General features: G+C 65.9%; 1 pseudogene. It reads left to right on the forward strand.

Features of this window, described 5'->3' with window-relative positions:
• A pseudogene (locus XcodCFBP4690_RS22170) lies at positions 1–343 on the forward strand (helix-turn-helix domain-containing protein); the annotation flags it as partial.

The raw sequence follows: 343 nt of genomic DNA on the forward strand, positions 1-343 counted from the left end.
CACTGTCCGCATGCCACGCCGCCGGAACTGGTCGAGCAGATCCTGCAGCAACGCCGACAACGCGCCACCTATTGGCAGATCGCCACCCACCTGAACGTGGGCCACAGCACCATCGCGCGCATCGTGCGCCGTGCCGGCCTGCATCGCCTGGCCGAACTGGAACCCAAGCCCCCTGTCGTGCGCTACCAATACCCCCAGCCTGGCGGCATGTTGCATCTGGACATCAAAAAGCTCGGGCGCTTCCAGCAAGCCGGCCATCGCGTCACGGGGGACCGTACCCAGACCAGCCGAGGCGCCGGATGGGAGTATGTCCATGTCGCCATCGACGATCACTCCCGCGTTG

It is taken from the genome of Xanthomonas codiaei, assembly GCF_002939785.1.
GTDB lineage: Bacteria > Pseudomonadota > Gammaproteobacteria > Xanthomonadales > Xanthomonadaceae > Xanthomonas > Xanthomonas codiaei.